Annotated in this window: 21 protein-coding genes; 1 reads left to right on the top strand and 20 read right to left on the bottom strand. The window is 45.8% G+C overall.

Annotation, left to right across the window (positions count from 1 at the left end; all coding sequences use genetic code 11):
* Together J2W69_RS02675 and J2W69_RS02670 are read right to left on the bottom strand one after the other, a co-directional pair.
* Complete coding sequence (locus J2W69_RS02675; RefSeq protein ID WP_310274301.1) at nucleotides 1–372, bottom strand: hypothetical protein; 372 nt, start codon at nucleotides 370–372, stop codon at nucleotides 1–3.
* Nucleotides 369–908, bottom strand: coding sequence for a hypothetical protein (locus tag J2W69_RS02670; protein ID WP_310274299.1), 540 nt, complete (start codon nucleotides 906–908; stop codon nucleotides 369–371). The genes J2W69_RS02675 and J2W69_RS02670 overlap by 4 nt, the downstream gene beginning before the upstream one ends.
* A gap of 62 nt (nucleotides 909–970) precedes the next feature.
* On the opposite strand from J2W69_RS02670, the gene J2W69_RS02665 reads away from it, so the two are divergent.
* Nucleotides 971–1,594, top strand: coding sequence for an START domain-containing protein (locus tag J2W69_RS02665; RefSeq protein ID WP_310274295.1), 624 nt, complete (start codon nucleotides 971–973; stop codon nucleotides 1,592–1,594).
* Here the strand turns inward: J2W69_RS02665 and J2W69_RS02660 are convergent.
* The 18 genes from J2W69_RS02660 to sucD form a co-directional block, all read right to left on the bottom strand.
* A complete protein-coding gene (locus J2W69_RS02660; RefSeq protein ID WP_310274293.1) occupies nucleotides 1,584–1,898 on the bottom strand; it encodes a rhodanese-like domain-containing protein in 315 nt (104 codons plus the stop codon). The genes J2W69_RS02665 and J2W69_RS02660 overlap by 11 nt on opposite strands.
* A complete protein-coding gene (locus J2W69_RS02655; protein ID WP_310274291.1) occupies nucleotides 1,895–2,959 on the bottom strand; it encodes a hypothetical protein in 1,065 nt (354 codons plus the stop codon). Before J2W69_RS02655 ends, J2W69_RS02660 begins: the two co-directional genes overlap by 4 nt.
* Complete coding sequence (locus J2W69_RS02650; protein WP_310274289.1) at nucleotides 2,931–3,563, bottom strand: ABC transporter ATP-binding protein; 633 nt, start codon at nucleotides 3,561–3,563, stop codon at nucleotides 2,931–2,933. Before J2W69_RS02650 ends, J2W69_RS02655 begins: the two co-directional genes overlap by 29 nt.
* A 1-nt stretch (nucleotide 3,564) precedes the next feature.
* Nucleotides 3,565–4,179 carry a LysE family translocator gene (locus tag J2W69_RS02645; protein WP_310274287.1) on the bottom strand — a complete coding sequence of 205 codons (615 nt, stop codon included), beginning with the start codon at nucleotides 4,177–4,179 and terminating at the stop codon, nucleotides 3,565–3,567.
* 87 nt (nucleotides 4,180–4,266) lie between these two features.
* Entirely contained in the window at nucleotides 4,267–5,106 is an 840-nt protein-coding gene (locus tag J2W69_RS02640; protein ID WP_310274285.1) for a substrate-binding periplasmic protein, read from the bottom strand.
* A gap of 97 nt (nucleotides 5,107–5,203) precedes the next feature.
* Complete coding sequence (gene glnS / locus J2W69_RS02635) at nucleotides 5,204–6,865, bottom strand: glutamine--tRNA ligase (protein ID WP_310274282.1); 1,662 nt, start codon at nucleotides 6,863–6,865, stop codon at nucleotides 5,204–5,206.
* A 116-nt stretch (nucleotides 6,866–6,981) separates the two neighbouring features.
* Nucleotides 6,982–7,974 carry an ion channel gene (locus tag J2W69_RS02630; RefSeq protein ID WP_310274280.1) on the bottom strand — a complete coding sequence of 331 codons (993 nt, stop codon included), beginning with the start codon at nucleotides 7,972–7,974 and terminating at the stop codon, nucleotides 6,982–6,984.
* Between the two features lie 70 nt (nucleotides 7,975–8,044).
* Nucleotides 8,045–8,440 (bottom strand): VOC family protein, encoded by a 396-nt coding sequence (locus J2W69_RS02625; protein WP_310274278.1) that lies wholly within the window; start codon nucleotides 8,438–8,440, stop codon nucleotides 8,045–8,047.
* A gap of 255 nt (nucleotides 8,441–8,695) precedes the next feature.
* Nucleotides 8,696–9,580 carry a hypothetical protein gene (locus tag J2W69_RS02620; protein ID WP_310274276.1) on the bottom strand — a complete coding sequence of 295 codons (885 nt, stop codon included), beginning with the start codon at nucleotides 9,578–9,580 and terminating at the stop codon, nucleotides 8,696–8,698.
* A 114-nt stretch (nucleotides 9,581–9,694) separates the two neighbouring features.
* Nucleotides 9,695–10,804, bottom strand: a complete 1,110-nt coding sequence (locus tag J2W69_RS02615) for an NAD(P)/FAD-dependent oxidoreductase (RefSeq protein WP_310274274.1) — start codon at nucleotides 10,802–10,804, stop codon at nucleotides 9,695–9,697.
* 28 nt (nucleotides 10,805–10,832) lie between these two features.
* A complete protein-coding gene (locus J2W69_RS02610; RefSeq protein WP_310274272.1) occupies nucleotides 10,833–12,806 on the bottom strand; it encodes a LodA/GoxA family CTQ-dependent oxidase in 1,974 nt (657 codons plus the stop codon).
* 206 nt (nucleotides 12,807–13,012) lie between these two features.
* On the bottom strand, nucleotides 13,013–13,090 hold the full coding sequence (locus J2W69_RS20615; RefSeq protein ID WP_405047866.1) for a DUF2200 family protein: 78 nt from the start codon (nucleotides 13,088–13,090) through the stop codon (nucleotides 13,013–13,015).
* 53 nt (nucleotides 13,091–13,143) lie between these two features.
* A complete protein-coding gene (locus tag J2W69_RS02605; protein WP_310274270.1) occupies nucleotides 13,144–13,359 on the bottom strand; it encodes a DUF2200 family protein in 216 nt (71 codons plus the stop codon).
* Nucleotides 13,360–13,407: 48 nt separating this feature from the next.
* Nucleotides 13,408–13,806 carry a fosfomycin resistance glutathione transferase gene (gene fos, locus J2W69_RS02600; RefSeq protein WP_310274268.1) on the bottom strand — a complete coding sequence of 133 codons (399 nt, stop codon included), beginning with the start codon at nucleotides 13,804–13,806 and terminating at the stop codon, nucleotides 13,408–13,410.
* Nucleotides 13,807–13,900: 94 nt separating this feature from the next.
* Nucleotides 13,901–14,218, bottom strand: coding sequence for an antibiotic biosynthesis monooxygenase family protein (locus tag J2W69_RS02595; RefSeq protein WP_310274266.1), 318 nt, complete (start codon nucleotides 14,216–14,218; stop codon nucleotides 13,901–13,903).
* Nucleotides 14,219–14,353: 135 nt separating this feature from the next.
* Nucleotides 14,354–15,136: an MBL fold metallo-hydrolase gene (locus tag J2W69_RS02590; protein WP_310274264.1), complete on the bottom strand. Its 783-nt coding sequence runs from the start codon at nucleotides 15,134–15,136 to the stop codon at nucleotides 14,354–14,356.
* 362 nt (nucleotides 15,137–15,498) lie between these two features.
* Nucleotides 15,499–15,828 (bottom strand): hypothetical protein, encoded by a 330-nt coding sequence (locus tag J2W69_RS02585; protein ID WP_310274262.1) that lies wholly within the window; start codon nucleotides 15,826–15,828, stop codon nucleotides 15,499–15,501.
* 367 nt (nucleotides 15,829–16,195) lie between these two features.
* Entirely contained in the window at nucleotides 16,196–17,068 is an 873-nt protein-coding gene (gene sucD, locus J2W69_RS02580; RefSeq protein ID WP_008899439.1) for a succinate--CoA ligase subunit alpha, read from the bottom strand.
* Nucleotides 17,069–17,070: the final 2 nt, after the last annotated feature.

Raw genomic sequence — 17,070 nt, 5'->3', positions numbered from 1 at the left:
TCAGATCAATTGGCTGACCAAAGCTTTCAGCGCTTTGGCCATTAAATACAGGGTGGCGATACTAAGCAGCAGACAACCCCAAAGCAAGGCCTGATACCATAATTTATGCGCACCTTGTTTTAATTTTTGCCAAAAGCTTTCTGGTCTTTGCCAGTCTGGTAACTGTCGAAACAGTAGCAGCGTAAGCCATGCCAATAACACCCAGCCGAGTAATACTACGGATAATAACAAGGCGACTTCGTACACCACAGAAGGGCCTTGTAGCAGGTAATAAAACCCAAAGCCAAGCGCATAAAATCCCAGAAAGACTAAGCCAAAACGCCAGAAATATAGCCTTTGTGCCAATTGTTGCGCTTTGCTAAGCAGTTTCATACGCCCTTCTCTTTCAGACTCTCTGTTAAGGCGACTGGATACAAAGGCATCAAACCAGCTTGCCCTGTCATATCAGCCACCAGCCAAATTTGTTCAAACGGATGTTTGGGCGGAATTTGTAATAAATGCGGCGTTTGAGCCAGTTCTTCGGCGTGCCAGTCCGGATGAGCATTACGGATCACCAGCCAGACTTTTTCAGAATCATAACTTTTTTGCGCTTTGTTGATGATCAGTTTATCCAGCGCCTGTAATAAACGTTCTGCCACAGGAAATTGCGTCAGTGACTGCAAAGCTTCAAGCGTGCCTCCTTTAAGTTCTCGGCCAAGGATTTTCATTGCTTCGGCTTCGCTGCCATACAAATGAGCTATTTCCAGATCCAGCCGCTGCTGCTCCAGATAACAGGATACATCAGGCTTAGCTGGCTCGTTATGCCAGATATGTTGCATTTTGACGCCGAATTTGTGCTGGTACAGTCGCATAAAAAGTTTGGCGGCCTGATGTTCCAGCGCTATTTTTTCATCGATACTGCTTTTCATCACACCCAACAAAGTTGTGTTTCGTATAAGCTTGTATCTTAACGAAAAAAAGTCAGGTGGTTATGCATTTTTTAATAACGCTAGTGATGCTGGTTGTGCTGGTTCTGCCCGCCGTTGCTGCAGACGTTGTATGGACCTCGTTAAAAACCAAAGCTGGCATCAGTCTAAGTTACAGATACGCCCCTGCTCTCGAAGTCAAAGCCAGTGCTTTTTATCCGGGCACACCAGAGAGTTTTTTACTCTTACTCAAAGACACAAAATCAGTGCAACGTTGGCTGAAACAAAGCGAGGACGCGAAGCTTTTGGACGGCAGTACAGAAAGCCACTGGAAGGTCTACACCCGTTTTCAATCCGTCTGGCCTGTTAGCCCAAGGGATATGGTGACCTGTGCAGATGTGAGTAATACGGAAAAAAACATGCTTATTGAAATCAGCGATTGCTCAGATTTAATGCCGGAAACTAAAGGCTATGTGCGAATTCGCGATGTGAAAGCTGTCTGGACTTTAACTCCCAAAGATCAGGGGTTTGACATGCAGTATCAAGGCAGTGCCAACCCGGGCGGTGAATTGCCACAATGGCTGGTAAAACAACTGACATTAAGCTCGTTACGCGCCAGCTTTGTTGCCTTTAAAACCGAACTAAAGCGCCCAGCTTATCAGGCAAAAGCAACACAAGCTACTCATTAGATTTAGGTTGTTTTTGTTTCAACTGCTCATAAGAGCCAGCATTTGTCACTTTGCTGTAGCCCAAGCCTCTTAAGGTTTCCAGCGCAATACCTGAGCGGCGGCCACTGCGGCAATACAGCTGAATATCAGCCGTTTTATCAACACTGACTGCTGAGATTTTTTGTTCAATTTCATCATAAGGAATGTTGATCGCACCTTCTAAATGCCCAGCCTTGTATTCCTCGACAGTGCGCACATCAATCCACAGGTTTTGCGCTACCGCCATAGGCCCCCACAGCAAAAGTAATACCAAAAATTTCTTCATGCCCAAAGTCCTTGTCCATTTAATAAAAACAAAAGCATAAAACAACTGACTGCAACTGACAACAAACCTGGCTTAGACCACAAACTTAAAACAACAGCCAGAATAATGGTCCAGGCTGCTGAAGTCGCATTCAGAAAAGTCAGCGCCAGTACAGAAGCTATCAGCACAGGTAACACATTCATCAGTTTTAAAACAGAGCGCTGCTTTAAAGTGCAGCAGCTTAACCAGAAGTAATGCTGTGATAACAACTGCTGCTGCCAGAGTTTTTGCTGGGCATAACACAAAAGTGCTAAAGCCCAGATAAACACAGAGTTGATAAAAAGCAAAGCTTCCGCTTTTAGTTGTTGCACCAACCAGTACTGCCACAAAGCCAGCACAAAAATAATCAGTAATAACAAAGCTTTATTTTGCTGCTGCCCTATAAACCAATAGAGCCAATATTGAAATAAAGACCCGGCAGACAATGGGGTTCCACTCAAATGATGCTGTAAAACCCTCTCGAGCAGCATCAAAGCTAATAGCGGCATCCCCCAAAAGGTGACAACAGGCAACATAAATACAGCAAAGAGGGCCAGCCAGCTGGTTTGTCGCGCCTGAAAACCCCAAGATAAAACCAGCAGCACCAGCAGTAACTGGATGGCATCCAGCCATGCCATAGTTTTTCCACTGAACAGCAGATAAATAAATACCGGCAACGTCAAAAACCAGAAAGGTAACTGGTTTAACAGCGCCATCAGCTTATTGCTAAGCCATGCTACTTTGGCTGACGGCGCCAGACTTTCGACAAAGTACTGCTCAGCTGTCGCCTTTTGCTGCCAGGCTATAGAACCTTGCCAGCAAAACATAATCACCAGCAACATCTGCAGATAAGGCCAACGCTCAAAAGTAGTTAGCTCTGGGTTAAATAACTGAAAACCCAATAAGACCAAAGGTGCCCAGAGTCCTATCAGCGCATGGCCTGCAATCAGTAACAGCATAAAAGAGAATTGCTTCAGCGGTGCAAAAGCGTCCGCTGCCTGTTGCCTGAACAGCTCATAACGGAGCAAAAGATAAGTGCCCACCGGCCTTTAACTCCAGATGTTGATTAAGCTCCAGCTGAAAACTTTGTGGTGATAAATGACTGGCGATCAGCACCAAAGCCCCCCGCTCTTTCGCTGCTTGTAACTGCGTGCAGCAATAGACTAAAGAATCCGGGTCCAGTGCGTTAAAAGGCTCATCCAGCAATAACAACTTCGGCTTTGCCGCCAAAGCTAAAGTTAAACTCAGCTTCTTTTGTTGGCCTAAAGACAACACGGCCACTTTTTGCTGCAGTAAAGGCTCCAATGCAAAAGCTTTGGCATGCAGTAGCAGCTGTTCCATTGCAGTGCCGCGACAACGCGTCACCAACTGCAATACGCCCAACACCGTATTGTCCTGCAAAGGCGCAACGGCATCTGCACTGATCCCTACCAATGTCTGATAAGCAACACTGCCCACCAAAAGTTGATTAAACTCAATACTGCCCTGCTGCGCTTTATCCAGCCCGGCTAAAACCCGCAATAAACTGGATTTACCACTGCCATTAGCACCACTTAACCAATGTAAACCTGGCACTAACTGCAGCTTTAAATTTGAAAACAGCTGCTGCTTGCCATAGCCAAAGCTTAAATTATTAATATTCAACATCTTAGTTTATCCAGTTGCTATACAGCTCAGTCAAGACCGGCAGCACAGACAACACCAGTAACAAGGCCATAGCCCAATTAAAAATACGCTGATGCAAAGGCTGATTTAATACGGAACGTAGTAACGCGCCACAGGTTAACCAGACGCCCACACAAGGAAAACTGACCAGCAAAAACGCAGCAGTGATTTGCGTCACATCCCACCAGGCGTTACCTGCAACTGTGGTAAAAGCAGCGACAGCACCTGACGCCATGATCCAGGCTTTGCCATTCACCCATTGAAATAAGGCCGCTTGCAGAAAGCTAAAAGGTTTAGCATCAGAGCCTTCTATGCTGCTGGGAGTACTAGAGCCGATTTTCCAGGCCAGCCACAGCAAATACAACACCCCCACCACTTTGATCCACAGATGCAACTGTGGAAAACGTTCAAATACCACCCCAAAACCCAAACCAACCAACAGCACCATCAAAGGGAAACCAAAACAAATGCCAAAAAAGTGCGGCAGGCTGGCTTTGACCCCATAGTTCACACCAGAGGACAACATCATAATGTTATTTGGACCTGGGGTTACGGTAGTGGAAAAGGCAAAAAACAACACAGCAAAAAAAACGTCCACAACAACTCCAGAGGACAAAGCTTTAATGCTTTGAATCTAAAGCAGATCAGATAGAAAACACAAGATGAAAAATCACAGCAGCAAGATTTACTCTGGAAGGTACCAAAGTGCAGACTCTGTTAAAGGTGTGAGTGGTGGCAAAAGTGGGTTGTGAAGTTTGATCAGTTTACGCTCAGACAAACGCATTTTTTTAAGATGATCGGAAAAATATTTCTGAAACAACAGATCAAAGCTGCCATCAGCAAGCGCCATCCTCAGCCCCTGCTCTATTCGTTCGGCCAACTGAGCATTGTTGTTCGAGACAAAAAAATACACAGCACCCGGGTAATGCAACAGCCATTCAGCCTCAATGGCTAAGCCTTGCTTTGACCACTGTTGCTGCTCAGCTTCTATTTCAATTGCGCTACGCGGCACAGCATCTACTCTTTTGTGCAACAGCATCTGAAACAAACTCTGATAGCCTGAGGCTTCCACCACTTTAAATTTATTGTGTCGCAGTATGTCAGTGTCCACCCAGTCATGCACCTGCGATATCAATTGCCGTTTTAAAGCAGTTTCGTCTTTTAATGCACTGAATCTGGGCTGATCCTCTGCACGAATAAGCAAGAGCCGATAAGTGCCAAGGCCTTTGTAAATAGGGATCCGTATTGGTAAAAAGCGCTGTTCACGTTCAATGGACGTCATGCTCCACACCACATCCACCTCAACACCTGTCTCCAGTAAATGCATAGCCCGGCTTTTTGATACTCTTACTGAAGTGCTTTTAAGCCTCGCCGTGCCTGAAGCTTTTTTTAACGCCATTTCAAGTAAAGCTATAGGGTATTCAGAACGCTGATCTCCGGAGTCTTCGACAGCAGGATAACGCACAGTGTCAGCAGTCAATGGGAACGACAGGCAAAGCAGTAAACCGAGGGTAACTCTTAGCATCCAGCAGATCCGACTAAAATGAACTGCTTAGAGTCTAATCGATAATGTGGGTCAGATCACATTGTTAACTGTGAACTATGTGATCTGACCCTGTTTTTTAGTCTTCGAAGAAGGTATCGCGCAGCGCTACAGTGCGGTTAAACACCAAATGATCCGGCGTCGAATCTTTATTGTCGGCACAGTAATACCCTTCCCGCTCAAACTGGAAAGCTTTTTCGGCTTCAGCAGCTTTTAAGCTTGGCTCAACCCATCCGGTTTTCACTGTGAGTGAAGCCGGGTTAATTACAGCTAAAAAGTCTTCTTCAGCTGCAGGGTTTGGCACTGTGAACAACTTGTCGTAAATACGGAATTCAGCAGGTACAGCTTGTGACGCTTCTACCCAATGAATAACACCCCGTACTTTACGGCCATCCGCTGGATTAACACCTAAAGTATCGGGATCGTAAGAACAAATCAGTTCAACAATATCGCCGGCTTCGTTTTTGATCACTTCATCGGCACGAATCACATAAGCGCCACGTAAGCGAACTTCGCCCCCTGTCACCATACGTTTGTACTTTTTGTTGGCTTCTTCACGGAAGTCCGCACGGTCTATATACAAAAAACGGCCAAACGGCACTTTACGGCTGCCCATGCTTTCTTCTTTTGGATGGTTATGTACATCTAACCATTCCACATCGGCGGCGTTGTAGTTGCTGATGGTGACTTTTAACGGGTCTATGACCGCCATAGCCCTTGGTGCATTGGCATCCAGATCTTCACGGATGCAAGAGTCCAACGCACTGATTTCAATCATATTGTCTTGCTTGGTGACACCAATACGTTTGGCGAATTCACGCAGTGATGCTGGCGTAAAACCACGGCGACGTAAACCTGCAATAGTAGGCATACGTGGGTCATCCCAACCCGCTACATGGCCACCTTCCACCAGGTTGTGCAGCTTACGTTTACTCATCACCTGATATTCAAGATTCAGACGGGAGAATTCGATTTGCTGTGGATGACAAGCAATAGTGATGTTGTCCAGGATCCAGTCGTATAAACGGCGGTTATCCTGGAATTCCAGTGTACATAACGAATGCGTAATACCTTCCAGCGCATCAGAAATACAGTGCGTGAAGTCGTACATTGGGTAAATGCACCACTTGTCGCCGGTTTGATGGTGATGGGCAAATTTAACACGGTAAATCACCGGGTCGCGCATACACATAAAAGCCGAGCTCATATCAACTTTAGCGCGCAGCGAACATTCGCCCTCTTTAAAACCACCGGCACGCATTTTTTCAAACAGCGCCAGGTTTTCTTCAGGTGAAGTATCACGGGTTGGGCTGTTTTTACCAGGCTGAGTTAAGTTGCCACGGTATTCACGCATTTGTTCTGCGTTTAAGAAACAAACATAAGCCAAACCTTTGTTAATCAGTTCAACCGCATAGCCATACAAGGTATCAAAGTAATCTGATGAATAACGCACATTGCCAGACCAGTGAAAGCCTAACCACTTCACGTCCTGCTGAATAGAGTTTACAAAATCGATATCTTCTTTTTCAGGGTTAGTGTCGTCAAAACGTAAATTACACTGGCCCTGATAATCTTCAGCGATGCCAAAATTCAGACAAATAGATTTCGCATGACCAATGTGCAGATAACCATTGGGCTCTGGCGGAAAACGGGTCACAGTGCCGCTGTGTTTGCCAGAGGCCAGGTCAGCGTCGATGATCTGACGAATAAAGTTAGTTGGGCGATGTTCAACGTCCGCCATAAAATTCAAATCCTTATTTGAAGAACCAGCTGCAGAGTGTGCCGGATAAAATTACTGAAATATGGCGGCATTATAACAGCTGAAATGCTTCTGACTACCCGCTTGCACGGCTGAATTTAGCGGGTCATTTTTTTGACAAAAACTACCACAAAAAGCGCAATGGTAAAGCTGCCGGTAAAGGCTTCAATAGCTGCCACCAGCCGCGAGCCTCCAACAGGAGTAATATCGCCATAACCCAGAGTAGTAAAAGTGACCACTGAATAGTACATGCAGTTAAACAGTAAATTCAGATTCTGCTGCCAGCTCTGTTCGCTTTGGTACATCAGCACTTCGCCCTGATAACTGACACCTAAAAACAAATAAAAAAAGCTGCAGATAAAAATCAGCAATAACGAAAAAAGCACGACCCGCACCGGTTCTTCACCATAACCACAAAACACATCTATTAACTTGGAAAACAGACGTTTATGTGACCAGACCGGGTATTGAAAACGCCGCATCCGCAGTTCTTGCTGAATGTAAAAGCCTGCTCTGCTGAACAAGCCTTCATGTTCAGCCGCTTTACGCAGGTCGCGGTAAATTTCTTCTGATTGTTCAAAGTAGTCCAGAGCCATGGCCCGGTCTTTGATTTTAACCGCCTGACGGGCAATGATTTCCTGGCGTAACTGATCGCCTAACTGAATGTGCTCAATGCGGGCACCCGTCCATTTCACGCCCAATAAATTGGCCTGCTGCAATTCAACCCAATGTGCATTGGCGTCACGTAAATCGGCTTTCATTAAATTAGCCTGATGCAATTTCACTTTGTATAAATGGGCGCCACGTAAATTGGCGCGATATAAATCGGCATGGGTCAAATCAAAACCCGACTGTGAAGGACCTGCAGCCAGGTTTAAACCCGGAATATCGGCGCGGCGCAAAGAAATACCCCGCATCTGACCACCATTACGGGCATAAGCTTCCAGGGCACAGCAATCTTCCGCTTTTTTACATTGAGTGGGGTCGTGCCAGTAACAAAGACCTGATGAACCTGCGGGTTCGGTACATTTATGACCTTCATCTTCTTCATAACAACATAAGGGGACAAAAGCCGCAGCAACCACAGCCATAACCACACCTGTTCAGTTCCGGGAGCTTTTAGTCTAGCCCAGCCTCACAGATTTTGAGTTGAAACAGCAATTAACCCAGCATTTCCATATAGACCAACTCCCAGACATGACCATCTAAATCCTGAAAACCATGAGCATACAAAGAACCATGATCTTGTGGCTGGTTATATGTTTTACCACCGGCTCTCAGCGCCTTTTGCACCAGTTCATCCACTTCAGCTTTGCTGTGGCAACTTAAGCAGTTCAGCACTTCAGTCTGCTGATGGCTGTTGATTAAAGGTTTCGGGCTGAAGGATGCAAACTTGCCTTTTGTCAGCAGCATCAGATAAAAGCTATCAGCCAGCACAATGCAACTGGCGCTATCGTCACTGAATTGCGGGTTAACCCCAAAACCCAGCTGCAGAAAAAAGTCAGTGGAGGCTTTTAAATCGGTAGCGGCTAAGTTGATAAATAATTTGCGGTTCATGATTTTCCTTATCGAATAAAGACCAAACTCAGAGTACTCTGCAAAGAAGAAAAATCAATCTTTCAGCAAAACCAAAGCTGAAGTTGTAATACCGGTTGCTCCCCACAGATAACCCAGACGCATATCTTTTTGAAAGTCAGTAAGAGTTTCCATACAAAGCCTTATGTTCAGTCACAGAAGCGCCGCAGAACTTAGTGCGGCATCTACGATAGGACGCAAAAATCCTTGTTGTACAGCCTGATACAAAGCTGAGTGTTAATTAGTGCGCCATTCTTTATCCAGCCAATCGTACATCAATAGGCTGTAATTTGCGGCGATCATCAAAGCTTGCTCCGCATCAGTGGCTTGTTGGTGAACCCAAAGTCTTGGCACTTTGCCCTCAAAAGCTAAAGCAGCCTGCTGCAGTTGATTGGCGCTGATAATGACGCCTGTGATTTGCCGACCCCAACCTGGGCCCTGGACCCATTGGTTATTGATCAGCTCCAGTCGATCGGTCACAGCTTTGATCTGAAAGCTTTGCCTGTCGCCTCGCAGTTGCATACGAGCCTGAGCATTGTTTTTTGTTTCCACTACTAATTGCCAGTTTTGACTGGTTGTGCTCAAACTGCACCCCAGGTAGCTATGCTCTCGTTGCTGATCTGTGGAAACGACTTGCTCTGAGTTTTCAGAATTACGAAATTCTGTCACTGCATTTAAGTACATAATACGGCAGTGAGTTTGTACCAAAGTTTGTCCTGCAAAGTTGACATCAAAAGCAAAATCGCGTTTGCCCGTTTCCTCCATTTGCTTCACAAAATCGCTTTGGTTGTCAGTCAGGTCGTCCAGAATAAAGTTTAACAAGCTCTTTGGCTGCTTTTGCTGACCAGGGATGCCTGAACTAATCAGTCCCGGGCTGGCTTGAGTGGTGTTTTGCCAACTCACCTGGGTCGATGCAATACTGAATTGTCCAAGTTGTTGTTGATACGCCTTTTCAGTGAATTGCCAGGCTGGCTTTTTCACCTCATATCTGCTGCTGTTTTTTTCAAAATCTGAGTCCAGCGCTATAGTACTGTCCTGAACGTTCTGACAGGCGGTTAACAAGGCAATACTGGTGAGAGTAAATAAAAACCGAAAGTTAGTAGTGAAGAGTTCAAAGGCCATAAAAATTCTTAGCATCAGTGGTTTTAATGAGTTGTTCAGATTTTAAGGGATTGATGGTAAAAATTCATGGGTTTATCTTACACAGCAGAACATTTATTTAAAACCAGCTCTGCGTTACTCCACCAATTCATAAAAGCGCTTTTTATGAGCCAGATAATGTTGCCATATACTATCCAGTTGCGCCTGATACAAAGCAGATGTTTTGTGATAATGCAGTCCATGCTCAATCAGCAAATCAGCCAGTTGTATGGCCGTAGCCATCGCATTAAAGATGCCTTGTGAAGACAAGGGGTCAAAACTCAGTGCCGCATCACCAATGGCAAACCAGCCTTCACCGCTGCCTTGTGATAGTTTTGACGAATTAGCTGCAACCACAGCATGCAGTTGCTCAGTGCCCGGAATGATCTGTTGCACTAAAGTACCAAGGCCCGGCGCTTCGGCAGCGGCCTGTAAAAAGCTGCGGCTGCACTGACTTAAGTGTTTGTCCAGTTGACTGGCCTGGATTTGTAAGGCAAAAAGCCTGGCCTGAATCGCTGTTCCGGTTAAATCGGCTTGTGCCTGCAGCGCACGATCAAAAGGCAACTTAGGTAATGGCGCGCTGTACCACCAACCCACTGATACTGAACTTAACACACTGATATGCTTACGAACTTTCACTGCAGCCGTCAGCCAGACCGACAACTGCTGATCAAAGTTCTGTCTGCTTTGCCCCAACGCACGGGCAAAACTGCTATGACGACCTGTGGCATCAATCACCAGTTCGCAATGAACCTCTGTCCGCTGCGCGTTGTGCTGCAATTCAACACACCAGCCATCCTGTTTTTGTTCGCTTTTGACAAAACGTGCAGGCCAAAGACAAGACACACCCCGCATTTGAGCAACGTCACGCAATTGCTGCTCAAATAATTGCCGATCCAGATGCCAGCCATGCCCATCAGGATTGACGAGTTGATCAACCACTGTAGGTGTTTCAGTGCCCCAATAAGACAACAGGCCATGAGAGGTTAAATGACCTGCATTTAACAGCTCCAACAGCCTGAGTTTATGCAAAATACGCCCTGCGGCAGGAGCCATGCACTCACCTACCCTTTCTTTTGGGATAGCATGCAGATCCACCAGCACTACTGAATAAAATGGCGCTAAAGCAAGGGCGGCAATACAGCCGCCTATGCCTGCGCCTAACACCAGTATCTGTGTTTTAATGACCAGCTTATTATCATCCATGTCTTGATCCCTTCCCTGCTTCGCCAGCTTAGCGCTTGCGTAATCTGTTGGCTTTGTCAGTCTGACTAAGATCCGGTCTGCGTTGCTGTGGCGGTAATGCTTTTAAATCCTCTTGCTTATCCGCTTTGGCTTTTAACAACTGCACTGGTTTATCCGGTGTCATGCCCACTTGCATCACTGTCGGGAAATGGCTGACGCCCGCTTTGCTTTGTGGCAATACCACAGCCAGATCGGCAAAATGATCAATCATGCTGTTAATTTGCGCCAGATAATCAGTGGATGGGCCTATAGGTAAATCATCCAGCCAGAACTCACGCTCATTAAAAGCCTGCTGACGTTCAGGCAAGGGTAAAGTTTCGTTAATCACTTTGGCGTAATTGGCCTGATTCAGCATATTGTTGGGCACACGGGCTGGCCAGAAAGTGGGCAAATAAGGGTCATAAGCCAGGTTGTACCCATCACGGCAACTGGCGGTGTCGGTTTGCCATGGAATAGCCATCCAGCGGGTAATACCACCGGCCACCTGACCACTGCGAATAGGACCGTTGATTTGTAATGCAATTTGCGACGTCATTTCCGGACCATAATTAATGCCATGAGTGGGAGCTGTATCTTCAGCATGGCGCAAGCGAAAGGCTTCAGAATACATACCAGCAGTGCGCATAGGCCAGGTCATTTCACAGCCGGGATGAAAGGCATCAGCCAGACAAAACTCCATAGCGGCACGAGTTAACATATCAGGTTGCTCACAAAGCGGCACTTGCTCCAGAAGTTGAGGCGGCAGCTTATGGGGTTCATAATCGGCAATAAAATTGCCGTTCACCCAGTCGGCTAAAGCACGCAACTGCAACGAAGTTAAAGATACAAACTGGCGCGGTGAAGCCGTGGCGCTGACGCTCATCGCATCACCATATAACCAGGGCCACAACTGAGGTGAAGCAGCGGCGAAACTTGGATCCCAGCTTTGGGTATTGCTCTGACCATTCGGTGTGCTAAACGCAGTATCCAGTGAACGGAAATTATGCGCCAGAGTGCGACGCGCTTCCTGCCAGGTGCTGGATGGATCAGACAAACGTTTCATCCACTCTTCGGAGGTAAAATCAAAAGCGCTGTTCCAGCCAAAACCAGCGGCATATCCGGCGTTTACCCATTGCAGATCGGTTAAACGCTGAAAAATGGGCAAAATATCATCAGTAAAAGACGGACGCCCCGGCATAGGCAACTGCCCCGCTTCAACAGCTATATCCCGCATTAAATCCCACATAGTGCGAACCGACTTTTGCATAGGGGCATAGTCAGGCGGCGCGCAGACTACCCATGCTGGTTTGACAGGCAGAGTTTTCCCCTCGTAGTGCACTGTGGCTGTGATCGGACCGTCCGAGGTATCGTCATACCAACCTTCATTATTACCAAAGGTAATAGCAGGTTTACCTTCAGGGTTGGCCGACTTGCCATGGCCACCCAACATCAGTAAACGCCCTTCGTCATCGGTACGCATTTCACCTAAATACACAGAAACACCGGTAAAAGTGCCAACAAACTTAGTGCTGCTGCCATCCACCTTTTTGCCAGACACCGTATTGGCGCCACCATCTATTAATAAAGTGCTGCGATCTTTAACCAAAGCATTTCGCAACAACGAAGGATCGGCTTCTGCCGCTTCAGGAATATCCAGCGCCAATTGAAACTCATACCAGGAGGCTTTTTGATTCGCCAGCCGTGCACTCCACTCTATACTGGCATTGTTGGCAGTTAATTCTTTCACCACCTGACCAGAGGCATCAAAACCATAGACCCGAAAACGCGCGGCCTGGCGCTTTAACGCCCCGCTTGCATCCCGATAAAAGGCAGGGCTTTGGGCTATAGGTTGATTAACCTCAGGGCCGATAAAAAACTCATTCGGGCTATTGCCTACCCTCATCACCCCTATAGGCGGATAAATAGCGGCACTGACAATTTCGGCTTCGGGTTGATTGCTGGACGAAGAAAAAAGCTGGCTCATAAGAATATTCCTTTCACTGGGCTAAGTAAGTTAAAGCTCCTGCGTACGGCTAATGCAGTGTGTTGTTTTAATGATAGAAACACGAAAACCAGCCTAGCCCAATAAGGAACAGATGTAAATGCAAGGTGATATTTTTCAGAATGTTGCAGAAGGGTTTAAGCAGAGGCTTGTGATCTGGCTGAACAAGCCAAAGCAGTATCAGAGCATTAGCACAAAATTTTCGCTATGGTTTTAGCTTTCGCCAGCTCATCAATCAGCCTGTCTAAATAGCGGATTTTTTGCATCAAGGGATCTTCAACTTCCTCTACCCGAACACCACACACCACACACCAAACCTTTAATCATTTGGGTGCATCAAAGGAGCCATATTGAAAAAGGTCTTAAAATCAGCCCCCTGCTCAAGTTGCTGTTGCAATGCAGCAGCGCTATAACCTGTCAGCCAACAGATGATCTGATCCTCTTCTGCTTTAGTACGATTTTTACGCTCAGCTTTTTGTATATAACACTGATATACAACAGAAAATAAAGTGGTGAAAATGCGGTGTTCTGACATGGTGATCTCGTTATAAATCAAGCTATGGCAGCAGATGGTCGGCCTTGCTTAAAGCCATATTAACCCCGGGTAAGGCTGCTGTTTTAACGAATTTAAGCGACTCTGTAAATTACCACTGTGTATTTCCAATTGATGACCATCCGGGTCCAGAAAATACAGCGAATAACCTTCGCTTTTGTTTTGCTTCCACTCCGTCACTCCAGCCTGCCGCAACTTTGCCACAAAAACAGGGAAATCGTCTTCGGTTATATCCAAAGCTATATGAGAATAATCTTTGGCTGGTGACACCTCATCGCAGGATAAGCAAAACCATAAGTCACCAAGGCTAAGATAAGCACCTTGCTCCCAACGCACATGCGCTTTCATGCCAAGCAACCCGCTATAAAACAGCAATGACTGCTCCAGGTTACTGACTGCTATGGTGATATGGTTTATTCCTTGAAGCACAAAATTTCCTTAGCCGAATATAACCCTGAGACTTTGGCGCAGAGAATGGCGTATTTTCAGTAACTTAGGTAACAGGCAGCAAGTTAGCAGCCCATTAGATCCCATAATCGCGTTCAACTTTGGCGATCCTGGTTTTAAAACTGCTATACCACTTTTCATGGCCAAGTTTCTGCGCTGCCAGATGTTCAGTATTGCTTTTCCATTGCCTTATCGACTCCAGATCAGTCCAATAGGAAACAGTAATACCCGAGCCTTCTTTGGCTGATTCAATACCCAGAAAACCCGGTTGTACAGCAGCAAGCGCCACCATCTTGTCAGCCATTTCAGCATACCCATGATTTCCGTCAGTGCGAAGCGAAGTGAAAATCACAGCATAATATGGAGGGTTTGGCGTATTCACTAAGGCAGACATTAAGACTCCTTTTGGTATTTAATTTGGCCGCTTATCGAGGCTGCATCCTGTTCACTCAAGCCACATTTGCACAGTTCAACTGGCAAAAAAGAGCAAAAGCCAAACAAGCCCCTTTCAGAGGCGTATTTTTGATTTTTACAACGCATTATCAATCTCAGCTAATGTTCTTTCGATAAAACGAATAAAAGCTTTTTCTGGCACAAAAACAGCCCGGTTTTCAACATTGAACCGCTGGAATATTTTTTTTATTTGTTCGTTATGCTGAATTTCGCTGAGCTGCAGCCCACTTTCTTTTAACGCTTTGACTTCAGACACCCAATCCAGAGTGTTTTGTCTGAACTTTTTTAATTCCTCTTTACTGGTCGGTTTGCCATGACCAGGAATGATCAGGCTGTTTTCATCTCCCAACTCGAGAATCGCATCCACAGCACTGACAAAGCCAGCCACTCCGCCGGCGTAAAAAGTGGGATGCCAGTCTGTATCGTATATATCACCGACAAAAATACTATTACTGCTTCGATGAAAGAATATGTTGTCGGCTGAACTATGAGATTTAACTTCTACAGTTTTAATCTCTGCCCAATCTATTGTTGAACTCAACAGCTTAGCTCCGGCATTAACAAAATAGCTATTGCCGCCTGAATGGTCATCATGCTGATGGGTATTCAGCACATAAATATGCTGACTGCCATAGATCCCGTTGAGTTGTTTGCTCAGAACCCTGAGGTTATTTTCTCCAGGCATAGGATCAATTAAAACAATCCCTCTGCTGGTTTTGAGTGCACCTGTATTGGTGTTGTAGTTTGCTGATTTTAAGAGATAAGCCTCATCTGAAAGTTTAGTCACCAACATTTCTGCCGTAGCAGCGAGACTGATAAAGGGGTACAGACAAAGCATAACAAGTAAGACAACTTTCATTCAAATTCCTTTTTCTCTGACGCTATTTTCATCTGATGAGATAACACCACAGCAACCAGAACAGGCCTTATCAAATGTGACGAACAGTTAAAATAGCAGGGTAAGAGGAAGACGGGGACAGTCTTGATTTTTATTCAAGCCATGACTCCAGGGGGCTTGTTTGACCTTGTCTTTAGCCAGTTCAATCACGGCATGACCCAGCTGGACCAGAATTGGGTGTGATTTCGGGTTTTAATGAGCGAAACATTGGTGTCAGCGAAACATTGGTGTCAGGTCTTGCCCTTTGCCCCAACGATTAAATTAACGCCCAAACTGGAGCGAAACATTGGTGTCAGGTCTTGCCCTTTGCCCCAACGATTAACTCAACGCCCAAACTGGCAAAGGTCTTTCACAACGGCTTGAGTTTCTTCAGAAAACAGCGCCATCTGTGCATCCGTCAACACCCCATAATGCTTAAGCGCGGCAATCTTAAAAAAGGCGTTGCTGCGTTTCAGGTCATTGAACATCTTTGCTATTTTTTCGTCTTCTTTTTCGATTAATTTATAAAGTTGCAAATAACTTTGATGCTGTTGCCCTGCTCTGTCAGCTGAGAGTTTTTCAACGCGTTGGAAAATTTGTTCACAGGCGACGTTAAGTAATTCGTCTTTTAAATCCCTGATCCTTTTCCAATCTCGTTCAGGTATGGATTTCATTTGGTGATCTCCTGAATGCAATAAGGCAAGGGTAATAAACCTTTGACCAAAGCCTTGGTTTTGTTCTGTTTATTTGTAACAAACTAGCGCCGATGTACCTGTATTTCAACAGTTTTTATCTGAACTTTGAAATGATGAGGATATAAAAAGCAGATGAATAGTGAGGTTGAACACTTAACCCAAACAGGCGACTATAAAGGTCGCACCCTACACAGCAGGGTATCAAATCAGCTATGGCTTTTAAGCAGGTTTTCCGAGGAAATAATTCAGGAAATGTAGATGTATAAAATCCAGAAATAATAAGGGCGGGTATAAAACCCGCCCCTACGGCAACTGGTTAATCAGGAGGAAAAATCCCCCGAATTAATTACCAGCCAGTCAGTTCTTTCAGTGCTTTACCGATATCGGCTAAGCTTTTCACGGTTTTCACGCCAGCGTCTTCCAATGCAGCGAACTTCTCGTCAGCTGTACCTTTACCACCAGAGATGATGGCGCCTGCGTGGCCCATGCGCTTACCCGCTGGTGCAGTTACACCGGCGATGTAAGACACTACTGGCTTAGTCACGTGTTGCTTGATATAAGCAGCAGCTTCTTCTTCAGCTGAACCACCGATTTCACCGATCATAACGATGGCTTCAGTTTGTGGATCGTCCTGGAATAATTTCAGGATGTCGATGAAGTTAGAACCTGGGATTGGGTCACCACCAATACCTACACAAGTAGACTGGCCGAAACCGTAATCCGTAGTTTGTTTTACTGCTTCATACGTCAGAGTACCTGAACGTGAAACAATACCTACTTTACCTGGTAAGTGAATGTGGCCTGGCATAATACCAATTTTACATTCGCCCGGAGTGATTACGCCTGGGCAGTTAGGGCCAATTAAGCGTACGCCTAATTCGTCACAACGTACTTTAGCATCCAGCATATCCAAAGTAGGAATGCCTTCAGTGATACAAACGATCAGCTTAATGCCACCGTTTGCAGCTTCCAGGATAGAATCTTTACAGAAAGCTGCAGGTACGTAAATTACTGATGCTTCTGCACCAGTCGCTTCTACTGCTTCTTTTACTGTATTGAATACTGGTAAACCTAAGTGAGTTTGACCGCCTTTACCAGGAGTCACACCACCAACCATTTTAGTGCCGTAAGCAATGGCTTGTTCAGAGTGGAAAGTACCCTGAGCACCCGTGAAGCCCTGACAAATTACTTTGGTATCTTTATTAATTAAAACGCTCATTG

The organism is Rheinheimera soli, from assembly GCF_031457405.1.
GTDB classification, from domain to species: domain Bacteria; phylum Pseudomonadota; class Gammaproteobacteria; order Enterobacterales; family Alteromonadaceae; genus Pararheinheimera; species Pararheinheimera soli_A.
The sequence above is the reverse complement of the archived record's forward strand: the minus strand, read 5'-3'. Positions and strand labels throughout refer to the sequence as shown.

Bases quoted from the DNA above. Each gene is read 5' to 3' on its own strand.
- J2W69_RS02665 (WP_310274295.1), top strand. From the start codon at position 971: ATGCATTTTTTAATAACGCTAGTGATGCTGGTTGTGCTGGTTCTGCCC.
- J2W69_RS02670 (WP_310274299.1), bottom strand. From the start codon at position 908: ATGAAAAGCAGTATCGATGAAAAAATAGCGCTGGAACATCAGGCCGCC.
- J2W69_RS02605 (WP_310274270.1), bottom strand. From the start codon at position 13,359: ATGTCAGAACACCGCATTTTCACCACTTTATTTTCTGTTGTATATCAG.
- J2W69_RS20615 (WP_405047866.1), bottom strand. From the start codon at position 13,090: ATGCAAAAAATCCGCTATTTAGACAGGCTGATTGATGAGCTGGCGAAA.
- J2W69_RS02660 (WP_310274293.1), bottom strand. From the start codon at position 1,898: ATGAAGAAATTTTTGGTATTACTTTTGCTGTGGGGGCCTATGGCGGTA.
- J2W69_RS02675 (WP_310274301.1), bottom strand. From the start codon at position 372: ATGAAACTGCTTAGCAAAGCGCAACAATTGGCACAAAGGCTATATTTC.
- J2W69_RS02610 (WP_310274272.1), bottom strand. From the start codon at position 12,806: ATGAGCCAGCTTTTTTCTTCGTCCAGCAATCAACCCGAAGCCGAAATT.
- J2W69_RS02620 (WP_310274276.1), bottom strand. From the start codon at position 9,580: ATGGCCTTTGAACTCTTCACTACTAACTTTCGGTTTTTATTTACTCTC.
- J2W69_RS02640 (WP_310274285.1), bottom strand. From the start codon at position 5,106: ATGCTAAGAGTTACCCTCGGTTTACTGCTTTGCCTGTCGTTCCCATTG.
- J2W69_RS02630 (WP_310274280.1), bottom strand. From the start codon at position 7,974: ATGGCTGTGGTTGCTGCGGCTTTTGTCCCCTTATGTTGTTATGAAGAA.
- sucD (WP_008899439.1), bottom strand. From the start codon at position 17,068: ATGAGCGTTTTAATTAATAAAGATACCAAAGTAATTTGTCAGGGCTTC.
- J2W69_RS02590 (WP_310274264.1), bottom strand. From the start codon at position 15,136: ATGAAAGTTGTCTTACTTGTTATGCTTTGTCTGTACCCCTTTATCAGT.
- J2W69_RS02615 (WP_310274274.1), bottom strand. From the start codon at position 10,804: ATGGATGATAATAAGCTGGTCATTAAAACACAGATACTGGTGTTAGGC.
- glnS (WP_310274282.1), bottom strand. From the start codon at position 6,865: ATGGCGGACGTTGAACATCGCCCAACTAACTTTATTCGTCAGATCATC.
- J2W69_RS02625 (WP_310274278.1), bottom strand. From the start codon at position 8,440: ATGAACCGCAAATTATTTATCAACTTAGCCGCTACCGATTTAAAAGCC.
- J2W69_RS02585 (WP_310274262.1), bottom strand. From the start codon at position 15,828: ATGAAATCCATACCTGAACGAGATTGGAAAAGGATCAGGGATTTAAAA.
- J2W69_RS02595 (WP_310274266.1), bottom strand. From the start codon at position 14,218: ATGTCTGCCTTAGTGAATACGCCAAACCCTCCATATTATGCTGTGATT.
- J2W69_RS02650 (WP_310274289.1), bottom strand. From the start codon at position 3,563: ATGTTGAATATTAATAATTTAAGCTTTGGCTATGGCAAGCAGCAGCTG.